Annotated in this window: 9 protein-coding genes; all 9 read left to right on the forward strand. The window is 65.6% G+C overall.

The features are described from left to right. The first annotated feature begins 4 nt into the window (after nucleotides 1–4). The 9 genes from AC1DY5_RS05060 (at nucleotide 5) to AC1DY5_RS05100 (ending at nucleotide 9,813) form a co-directional block, all read left to right on the forward strand. A complete protein-coding gene (locus AC1DY5_RS05060; RefSeq protein WP_478109242.1) occupies nucleotides 5–535 on the forward strand; it encodes a F0F1 ATP synthase subunit delta in 531 nt (176 codons plus the stop codon). Between the two features lie 38 nt (nucleotides 536–573). Beyond that, nucleotides 574–2,127, forward strand: coding sequence for a F0F1 ATP synthase subunit alpha (atpA, locus tag AC1DY5_RS05065; RefSeq protein WP_478109244.1), 1,554 nt, complete (start codon nucleotides 574–576; stop codon nucleotides 2,125–2,127). Between the two features lie 24 nt (nucleotides 2,128–2,151). Next, a complete protein-coding gene (atpG, locus tag AC1DY5_RS05070) occupies nucleotides 2,152–3,027 on the forward strand; it encodes a F0F1 ATP synthase subunit gamma (protein ID WP_478109247.1) in 876 nt (291 codons plus the stop codon). Between the two features lie 43 nt (nucleotides 3,028–3,070). Next, complete coding sequence (gene atpD, locus AC1DY5_RS05075) at nucleotides 3,071–4,486, forward strand: F0F1 ATP synthase subunit beta (protein ID WP_478109249.1); 1,416 nt, start codon at nucleotides 3,071–3,073, stop codon at nucleotides 4,484–4,486. A 9-nt stretch (nucleotides 4,487–4,495) separates the two neighbouring features. Continuing rightward, nucleotides 4,496–4,915, forward strand: coding sequence for a F0F1 ATP synthase subunit epsilon (locus AC1DY5_RS05080; RefSeq protein WP_478109251.1), 420 nt, complete (start codon nucleotides 4,496–4,498; stop codon nucleotides 4,913–4,915). A 225-nt stretch (nucleotides 4,916–5,140) separates the two neighbouring features. Then, nucleotides 5,141–6,313, forward strand: a complete 1,173-nt coding sequence (locus AC1DY5_RS05085) for an ROK family protein (RefSeq protein ID WP_478109263.1) — start codon at nucleotides 5,141–5,143, stop codon at nucleotides 6,311–6,313. Beyond that, nucleotides 6,310–7,803, forward strand: a complete 1,494-nt coding sequence (locus AC1DY5_RS05090) for a sugar ABC transporter ATP-binding protein (protein WP_478109255.1) — start codon at nucleotides 6,310–6,312, stop codon at nucleotides 7,801–7,803. The genes AC1DY5_RS05085 and AC1DY5_RS05090 overlap by 4 nt, the downstream gene beginning before the upstream one ends. Next, nucleotides 7,781–8,794 (forward strand): ABC transporter permease, encoded by a 1,014-nt coding sequence (locus AC1DY5_RS05095; RefSeq protein ID WP_478109257.1) that lies wholly within the window; start codon nucleotides 7,781–7,783, stop codon nucleotides 8,792–8,794. The genes AC1DY5_RS05090 and AC1DY5_RS05095 overlap by 23 nt, the downstream gene beginning before the upstream one ends. Nucleotides 8,795–8,847: 53 nt before the next feature. Then, nucleotides 8,848–9,813: a substrate-binding domain-containing protein gene (locus tag AC1DY5_RS05100; protein WP_478109259.1), complete on the forward strand. Its 966-nt coding sequence runs from the start codon at nucleotides 8,848–8,850 to the stop codon at nucleotides 9,811–9,813. Nucleotides 9,814–9,825 lie beyond the last annotated feature (12 nt).

Raw genomic sequence — 9,825 nt, forward strand, 5'->3', positions numbered from 1 at the left:
CGCCATGGCCGAACTCGCCACCATCGCACGTCCCTACGCCGAAGCGCTGTTCAAGGCGTCGTCGTCCGACCTCGCCGGCACCGGCGCCTGGCTCGACAATGTCGCGGCCATCGCCGGCAACCCCGAGTTGCTTCAGTTGGCGGACAACCCCAAGGCCACGCCCGAGCAGGTGCTCGGGGTTGTCGCTGCCGCGCACGGTTCGCCGCTGCCGCCCGCGGCGAACAACTTCCTGATGGCGCTGCTCGAGAACGCACGCCTCCCCGCGCTGCCCGAGATCGCCAAGCAGTTCCGCACCCTGGCGAATGCGCAGAGCGGCACGTCCGATGCCGTGGTGTACAGCGCCTTCCCGATCGACGGCGCCGCCCTGGGCACCATCTCCGCCGCGCTCGAAAAGCGTTTCAGCCGCAAGCTGCAGTTCACGGTCCAGCAGGACCCGTCGCTGATCGGCGGCATTCGTGTGGTGGTCGGTGACGAGGTGCTCGACACCTCCGTCAAAGCGCGCCTTGAACAAATGAAAGTTGCGCTGGCAGCCTGAAGGCCGCCAGCCCCTTACAAAGAAAGAAGGAAAGAGTCATGCAACTCAATCCCGCAGAAATTTCCGAACTGATCAAGAGCCGCATCGAGGGTCTCGGCGTCAGCGCGAACATCCGCAACGAAGGCACCGTGGTGTCGGTGACCGACGGCATCGTGCGCGTGCACGGCCTGTCGGACGCGATGCAGGGCGAAATGCTCGAGTTCCCGCCGTCGGCCGACGGCACGCCGTCGTTCGGCCTGGCGCTGAACCTCGAGCGCGATTCGGTCGGTGCCGTGATCCTGGGCGAGTACGAGCACATCTCCGAAGGCGACACCGTCAAGTGCACGAGCCGCATTCTTGAAGTTCCAGTCGGCCCCGAACTGATAGGCCGCGTGGTGAATGCCCTGGGCCAGCCGATCGACGGCAAGGGTCCGATCAACGCCAAGATGACCGACGTGATCGAAAAGGTCGCCCCGGGCGTGATCGCCCGCCAGTCGGTCGACCAGCCGATGCAGACCGGCCTCAAGTCGATCGACTCGATGGTGCCGATCGGCCGTGGCCAGCGCGAGCTGATCATTGGCGACCGCCAGACCGGCAAGACCGCCGTGGCGATCGACGCGATCATCAACCAGAAGGGTCAGAACATGACCTGCGTCTACGTGGCGATCGGCCAGAAGGCTTCGTCGATCAAGAACGTGGTGCGCGCCCTGGAACAAGCCGGCGCGATGGAATACACCATCGTCGTGGCTGCCTCCGCTTCGGAATCGGCCGCCATGCAATACGTCAGCGCCTACTCGGGCTGCACGATGGGCGAATACTTCCGCGACCGCGGGCAAGACGCCCTGATCGTCTACGACGACCTCTCCAAGCAAGCCGTGGCCTACCGCCAGGTCTCGCTGCTGCTGCGCCGCCCGCCGGGCCGCGAAGCCTACCCCGGCGACGTGTTCTATCTCCACAGCCGCCTGCTCGAGCGCGCCGCCCGCGTCAACGCCCACTACGTCGAAGCCTTCACCAAGGGTGAAGTCAAGGGCAAGACCGGCTCGCTGACCGCACTGCCGATCACCGAGACGCAAGCCGGCGACGTCTCGGCCTTCGTGCCGACCAACGTGATCTCGATCACCGACGGCCAGATCTTCCTGGAAACCAACCTGTTCAATGCCGGTATCCGCCCCGCCATCAACGCCGGTATCTCGGTGTCGCGCGTGGGTTCGTCGGCACAGACGAAGATCATCAAGGGCCAGTCCGGCGGTATCCGTACCGACCTGGCCCAATACCGTGAACTGGCTGCGTTCGCGCAGTTCGCTTCCGACCTCGACGAAGCGACCCGCAAGCAGCTCGACCGCGGCGCTCGCGTGACCGAACTGCTCAAGCAGGCCCAGTACAGCCCGCTGCCCATCTCGTTGATCGGTGCCACGCTGTTCGCGGTCAACAAGGGCTACATGGACGACATCGAGATCAAGAAGATCCTGTCTTTCGAGCACGGCCTGCACCAGTTCCTGAAGTCCAGCCATGGCGCGCTGCTCGACAAGATCGAGCAGTCCAAGGCGCTCGACAAGGACGCGGAAGCCGAACTGAACACGGCGGTCGCCGCGTTCAAGAAGTCGTTCGCCTGATCGACGACCAAGGAAGGAACGCTCATGGCAGCTGGTAAGGAAATCCGCGGCAAGATCAAATCGGTGGAGAACACCAGGAAGATCACCAAGGCCATGGAAATGGTCTCGGTTTCCAAGATGCGCAAGGCGCAGGAACGCATGCGCGCGGCCCGCCCCTACAGCGAGAAGATCCGCGACATCGCGGCCAACCTCGGCCAGGCGAACCCGGAGTACACGCACGCGTTCATGAAGCCGAACGAAGCCAAGGGCGTCGGGTTCATCGTCGTGACCAGCGACAAGGGCCTGTGCGGTGGCTTGAACACCAACCTGCTGCGTGCCGTGACGGCCAAGCTGCGCGAGGCGCAAGGCGCCGGCAATGCGATCGAAGCGGTGGCCATCGGCAGCAAGGGCCTGGGCTTCCTGAACCGCATCGGCGCCCGCGTGGTCTCGCACGTCACGCACTTGGGCGACACGCCGCACCTCGACAAGCTCATCGGGCCGGTCAAGACGCTGCTCGATGCCTACGCCGAGGGCAAGATCTCGGCCGTGTACCTCTGCTACACCAAGTTCATCAACACCATCAAGCAAGAGCCGATGGTGGAGCAATTGCTGCCCTTGGTCCCGGAGACGCTTCGCACCGAATCGGGCCATCACTCGTGGGACTACATCTACGAGCCCGATGCGCAGAGCGTGATCGATGAACTGCTGGTGCGCTATGTCGAATCGCTGGTGTACCAGGCGGTGGCCGAGAACATGGCGTCCGAGCATTCGGCCCGGATGGTGGCCATGAAGGCCGCGACCGACAATGCAGGCAACGTGATCGACGAACTCAAGCTGGTCTACAACAAGACCCGCCAGGCAGGCATCACCAAAGAGCTGTCGGAAATCGTTTCGGGCGCCGCGGCGGCCGCCGGCGTCTGAGCCCTTCGGACCTCAACAGATTTAAATTTTTATCGGAGCAGACATGGCTCAAGCAGAAGCAGTTCAAGGCAAGATCGTTCAGTGTATCGGCGCCGTGGTCGACGTGGAGTTTCCGCGCGACAAGATGCCCAAGATCTACGACGCCTTGAAGTACGAAGGCGGTGGCCTGACCCTCGAGGTGCAGCAGCAGCTCGGCGACGGCGTGGTGCGCACCATTGCGCTCGGCTCGTCGGACGGCCTGCGTCGCGGCCTGATCGTGACCAACACCGGCGCACCGATCACGGTGCCCGTCGGCAAGGCGACGCTGGGTCGCATCATGGACGTGCTCGGCCGGCCGATCGACGAGCGCGGCGACGTCGGTCAGGAGCTCACCGCTTCGATCCACCGCAAGGCCCCCGAGTACGACGAACTGTCGCCCTCCCAGGACCTGCTGGAAACCGGCATCAAGGTGATCGACCTGGTCTGCCCGTTCGCCAAGGGCGGCAAGGTGGGTCTGTTCGGTGGCGCCGGCGTGGGCAAGACCGTGAACATGATGGAGCTCATCAACAACATCGCCAAGGCGCACTCGGGTCTGTCCGTGTTCGCCGGCGTTGGTGAGCGCACCCGCGAAGGCAACGACTTCTATCACGAGATGGCCGACTCCGGCGTCGTAAACCTCGAGAATCTCGGCGAGTCGAAGGTCGCCATGGTCTACGGCCAGATGAACGAGCCCCCGGGCAACCGTCTGCGCGTGGCCCTGACCGGCCTGACCATCGCCGAGTCGTTCCGCGACGAAGGCCGCGACGTGCTGTTCTTCGTCGACAACATCTACCGCTACACGCTGGCCGGTACCGAAGTGTCGGCGCTGCTGGGTCGGATGCCTTCCGCCGTGGGCTACCAGCCGACGCTGGCCGAAGAAATGGGCCGTCTGCAAGAGCGGATCACGTCGACCAAGGTCGGCTCGATCACCTCGATCCAGGCCGTGTACGTGCCGGCCGACGACTTGACCGACCCGTCGCCCGCCACCACCTTCGCCCACCTGGACTCCACCGTGGTGCTGTCGCGCGACATCGCCTCGCTTGGTATCTACCCGGCCGTGGACCCGCTGGACTCGACCTCGCGCCAGCTCGACCCGCTGGTCGTCGGTGAAGAACACTACGACGTGGCCCGTGCCGTGCAAGGCACTCTGCAGCGTTACAAGGAACTGCGCGACATCATCGCCATTCTGGGCATGGACGAACTGGCACCCGAAGACAAGCTGGCCGTGGCCCGCGCCCGGAAGATCCAGCGCTTCCTGTCGCAGCCCTTCCACGTGGCCGAAGTGTTCACGGGTTCGCCCGGCAAGTACGTGCCGCTGTCCGAGACGATCCGCGGCTTCAAGATGATCGTGAACGGCGAAGCCGACCACCTGCCGGAACAAGCGTTCTACATGGTGGGTGGCATTGATGAGGCTTTCGAAAAGGCCAAGAAGGTCGCTTAAGGAATCCCCATGGCAGGCACCATTCACGTCAACGTGGTCAGCGCCGAGGAGTCGATCTTCTCGGGCGAGGCCAAGTTCGTTGCTCTGCCCGGTGAAGCCGGCGAGCTCGGCATCTACCCGCGCCACACGCCGCTCATCACGCGCATCCGCCCCGGCGCGGTGCGCATCGAGACGGCCGACGGCGGCGAGGAATTCGTCTTCGTGGCCGGCGGCATTCTCGAAGTGCAACCGACCACCGTGACCGTGCTGTCCGACACCGCGATCCGCGGCAAGGACCTCGACGACGAGAAAGCCAACGCCGCCAAGGCCGCGGCCGAGGAAGCCCTCAAGAACGCCAAGACCGACATCGACATCGCGATGGCGCAGTCGGAGCTGGCGGTGATGGCGGCGCAACTGGCCGCCCTGCGCAAGTACCGCCAAAAGAAGTAAGCGCCCCGGCGCTCGCGATTCAAGGCCGCCTTCGGGCGGCTTTCGCGTTCTTGGGCGTCATGTTCGACAACTTTGGTCTTTATTTGGCCAAAGATAAGTCTTGTTCGGCTGAAGCCTCGCCTCTAGTATTCGCTCGATCCGCCCCGGTCCGGCCGCGGCGAGACGACGAAGAACAAGACTGGAGACAAGCGCTTGGCCCCCTGGAGCCGATTGACCGCGGACGAGATGCAGCTGCTGCAGACGACCTTCTGGTCGGCCGGCGGCTCGCGCCATGGCATGGCCGAGCAACTCGGCTTCTCCAAGAGCAAGGCCAATGCGCTGATCGCCGGCCTGGTCGACCAGGGCCTGCTGGCCGAAGCCGGCCTGCAGCGCTCCTCGGGCGGAAGGCGACCCGAGAACCTTCAATTGCATGCCGGCCTGGGCGTGGTGGTGGGCATCGACATTGGTGCCACCAGCGTCGACGTCGCCGTGCTGGGCCCGGACCTCGCCGTGCTGGCCCACCATGCGGAGGCCGCCGACGTGCGCGAAGGCCCGGGCGTAGTGCTGGCCCGGGTGCGCGTGCTGGTGCGCGAATTGCTGGCGCGGGCCGGCTTCGAGGCCGGCCAGGTGATCGGCATCGGCATCGGCGTGCCGGGGCCGGTCAACTTCGAGATCGGGCAACTCGTGAACCCGCCGCTGATGCCGGCCTGGGACAGCTTCTCGATCCGCGACTACCTGCGCGAGGACTATGCGGCGCCGGTGTTCGTCGACAACGACGTCAACCTGATGGCGCTCGGCGAGCTCTGGCGCCTCAGGCGCTCGCTCTCGAACTTCCTCGTCATCAAGGTCGGAACCGGCATCGGCTGCGGCATCGTCTGCCATGGCGAGGTGTACCGCGGCGCCGCCGGGTCTGCCGGCGACGTCGGCCATATCTGCGTCGACCAGGACGGTCCGCGTTGCCATTGCGGCAACCTGGGCTGCGTCGAAGCGATGGCGGCCGGCCCGGCCATCACGCGGATGGCGTTGCAGGCTGCCGAGGCCGGCGAGAGCACCGCGCTGGCGGAGTGCCTGCGCAGCAACGGCCGCATCGAGGCGATCGACGTCGGCGAGGCCAGCCGTGCGGGCGATGCCTCGGCCAACGCGATCGTTCAGCGCGCGGGCAGCCTGATCGGCCAGATGCTAGCGTCGATCGTCAACTTCTTCAATCCGTCGCACGTGTTCATCGGCGGCGGCATTACGCGCATCGGGCCGCTGTTCCTGGCGGCGGTGCGGCAGAGCGTCTATCAGCGTTCCCTGGCCCTGTCGACGCGGCACCTGGAGATCCAGTACACGCCGCTGGGCGCTCAGGCCGGGCTGATCGGGGCCGGCGTGCTGGCGATGCACGAGACGCTGAAGGTGCGCGGGGTGGCGCCATCATGAAGAAGTCCGTCGCCGTCGAATTCGACAGCATCGTGAAGGCCTTCGGCCCAGTGCAGGTGCTGCACGGCGTGAGCTTCTCGCTCGAGCCCGGCCGCGTCTACGGCCTGCTCGGCGAGAACGGCGCTGGCAAGTCGACGCTGATGAAGATCCTCGCGGGCTACGAGTCGCTGACGGGTGGCACGCTCAAGGTCAATGGCGAGCCGCGGCATTTCACCAGCTCGCGCGATGCCGAGGCGCTCGGCATCGTGCTGATCCACCAGGAGTTCAACCTGGCGGAAGACTTGAGCGTGGCGCAGAACATCTTCCTCGGCCACGAGAAGAAGAAGGGCTGGCTGCTTGACGATGTCGCGATGGAGCGCGACGCGGCGAGTGCGCTGGCGGAGGTCGGACTCGACATCGATCCGACCACCAAGGTGCGCCGGCTGATCGTGGCCGAGAAGCAGCTGGTCGAGATCGCCAAGGCCATCTCGCGCCACGCGCGGCTCTTGATCATGGACGAGCCGACCGCCACCCTCACGCCCGGCGAGACCGAGCGCCTGTTCAAGCTGATCGCGCAGCTGCGCACCGACGGCGTGACCATCGTCTACATCTCGCACAAGCTCGACGAGGTCGAGCAGGTCACCGACGAAGTCATCGTCATGCGTGATGGCCGCTTCGTCGCGAGGGCGCAGACCGCAGAGGTCACGCGCCACCAGATGGCGAACCTGATGGTCGGGCGCGAGCTGGCCGATCTCTATCCGCCGCGCGACGTGGTCGTCACAGCCACCGCACCGGCCATGCGGGTGCGCGACTTCGTTGTGCCCGGCTGGGCGCAGAACGCGAGCTTCGAAGTGCGTCCGGGCGAGATCCTGGGCTTTGCGGGCCTCGTCGGCGCCGGACGCACAGAGCTGTTCGAAGGCCTGCTGGGCCTGCGTCCGGCGACCGGATCGGTCGAGATCGAAGGTCATGTGCGCAGCTTCCGCAATCCGCGCGAGGCGGCCCGGCACGGCCTTACCTACCTGAGCGAAGACCGCAAGGGCAAGGGCCTGCACGTCAACCTCGGCCTGCGCCAGAACCTCACGCTGATGGCGCTCGAACGCTATGCGCAACCGTGGCTCAAGCCCGACGCCGAGCGCGCGGCGTTGGCCAAGGCGGTCAAGGACTACGGCATCCGCACCGGCGACCTCGATGCGCGTGCCTCGTCGCTGTCGGGCGGCAACCAGCAGAAGCTCGCGCTGGCCAAGGTGCTGCAGCCGCAGCCGAAGGTGGTGGTGCTCGACGAGCCTACGCGCGGCGTCGACGTCGGCGCCAAGCGCGACATCTATTTTCTGATCCAGCGACTGGCCCGCCAGGGGCTGGCCGTGATCGTCGTCTCGTCCGAGCTGATGGAACTGATCGGCCTGTGCCACCGCGTCGCGGTGATGCGCGCCGGCCGGCTCGTCACCACGCTCGACGCAGAAAACCTGACCGAAGAGGAGCTGATCGCTCATGCCACCGGAACCGCTCCCTAGCGCCCACGCCGCCCACCGCCCGGTCGTCCGCCCGCGCTGGACCGAGCGCCTGCACGGCCTCGGACCGGTCATCGGCCTGGTGCTGCTGTGCATCGCGGGCACCCTGCTGAACGGCGATTTCGCCACCATGGACAACGCCATGAACGTGCTTACGCGCACCGCCTTCATCGGCATCATCGCGGTCGGCATGTGCTTCGTGATCATCTCGGGCGGCATCGACCTGTCGGTTGGCTCGATGGCGGCGCTGATCGCGGGCTGCGTGATCATGTTCATCAACGCGATGGGCCCGGCGCTCGGCTCGCCGCTGCTGGCGGTGGTGCTCGGCGCGGTGCTGGCCGTGGTGCTCGGCGCGACCTTCGGCCTGGCGCACGGGCTGCTGATCACCAAGGGGCGCATCGAACCCTTCATCGTGACGCTCGGCACGCTGGGCATCTTCCGCGCCTACCTGACCTACTTCGCCGACGGCGGCGCGCTGACGCTCGACAACGACCTGTCGGACCTCTACGCGCCGGTGTACTACGCGAGCCTCGCGGGCATCCCGGTGCCGGTCTGGGTGTTCTTCGTCGTCGCCGTGATCGGCGGCGTGATCCTCAACCGCACCGCCTACGGGCGCTATGTGCAGGCGATCGGCTCGAACGAGCAGGTGGCGCGCTATGCGGCGGTCGGTGTCGACAACGTCAAGATCCTGACCTACGTGCTGCTCGGCGTCTGCGTCGGCATCGCAACCCTGCTCTACGTGCCGCGACTCGGCTCGGCCTCGCCGACCACCGGCCTGCTGTGGGAGCTGGAGGCGATCGCCGCGGTGATCGTCGGCGGCACCGCCTTGAAGGGTGGCGCGGGCAGCATCACCGGCACCGTGATCGGCGCGATCCTGCTCTCGGTCATCAGCAACATCCTGAACCTCACCAGCATCATCAGCGTGTACCTGAATGCCGCGGTGCAGGGCATCGTGATCATCGTCGTGGCCTTCTTGCAGCGCGGCAAGCGCTAGGCGCTTTCACTTTCCCGTCCGTTCCACTTCTTTCACAACAGGAGACAAGCAGCATGAAATCACTGACTCGACGCCTGGCGCTGAGCGCCCTTGCCGCCGCGAGCATCGCGGCCTTCCCGGCACTTGCAGCCGCCGAGGCGGTCAACCTCGGCGTCTCGATCCCGGCCGCGACGCACAGCTTCATGGGCGGCATCAACTACTGGGCCAACCAGGCCAAGAAGGACCTCGAGAAAGAGCACAAGGACCTGAAAATCACGATCAAGACCGCGGCCAACGCGCCCGAGCAGGCCAACCAGCTGCAGGATCTGTCGACCGTGACCAAGATCAACGCGCTGGTCGTGTTTCCGTTCGAGTCAGCCGCGCTGACCAAGCCGGTGGCCCAGGTCAAGGCCAAGGGCACCTATGTCACGGTGGTCGACCGCGGCCTGACCGACACCAGCGCCCAGGACGCCTACGTGGCCGGCGACAACACCGCCTTCGGCAAGATTCCCGCCGAATACATTGCCAAGAAGCTTAACGGCAAGGGCAATGTGGTCGCGTTGCGCGGCATCGCCACCACGCTGGACAACGAGCGCATGGATGCCTTCAACAGCGTGCTCAAGAACTACCCGGGCATCACGCTCCTCGACGCCAAGTACGCCAATTGGAACCGCGACGATGCCTTCAAGGTCACGCAGGACTACCTGACGCGCTTCAAGAAGATCGACGCTATCTGGGCCGCCGACGACGACATGGCGGTGGGCGTGCTGAAGGCGATCGAGCAGGCCAAGCGCGACGACATCCTGGTGGTGTTCGGCGGCGCCGGTGCCAAGGGCATGGTCAAGACCATCATGGACGGCAAGGACCCACGGATCCAGGCCGACGTGAGCTACTCGCCGAAGTTCATCTACGACGCGATCAAGCTCACGGCCGAGGCGCGGCTGAAGGGCGAGAARCTGCCGGCGACGACGATCATTCCTTCGGTGCTGATCACCAAAGACAACGCGAAGTCGTTCTACCACCCGGATTCGCCTTTCTGATCGAGTCCTGAT

It is taken from the genome of Variovorax sp. P4_D9 (genome assembly GCF_056401695.1).

Excerpts from the sequence above, each read along its gene's own strand:
- AC1DY5_RS05060 (WP_478109242.1), top strand. The coding sequence starts at position 5 with ATGGCCGAACTCGCCACCATCGCACGTCCCTACGCCGAAGCGCTGTTC.
- atpA (WP_478109244.1), top strand. The coding sequence starts at position 574 with ATGCAACTCAATCCCGCAGAAATTTCCGAACTGATCAAGAGCCGCATC.
- atpG (WP_478109247.1), top strand. The coding sequence starts at position 2,152 with ATGGCAGCTGGTAAGGAAATCCGCGGCAAGATCAAATCGGTGGAGAAC.
- atpD (WP_478109249.1), top strand. The coding sequence starts at position 3,071 with ATGGCTCAAGCAGAAGCAGTTCAAGGCAAGATCGTTCAGTGTATCGGC.
- AC1DY5_RS05080 (WP_478109251.1), top strand. The coding sequence starts at position 4,496 with ATGGCAGGCACCATTCACGTCAACGTGGTCAGCGCCGAGGAGTCGATC.
- AC1DY5_RS05085 (WP_478109263.1), top strand. The coding sequence starts at position 5,141 with ATGCAGCTGCTGCAGACGACCTTCTGGTCGGCCGGCGGCTCGCGCCAT.
- AC1DY5_RS05090 (WP_478109255.1), top strand. The coding sequence starts at position 6,310 with ATGAAGAAGTCCGTCGCCGTCGAATTCGACAGCATCGTGAAGGCCTTC.
- AC1DY5_RS05095 (WP_478109257.1), top strand. The coding sequence starts at position 7,781 with ATGCCACCGGAACCGCTCCCTAGCGCCCACGCCGCCCACCGCCCGGTC.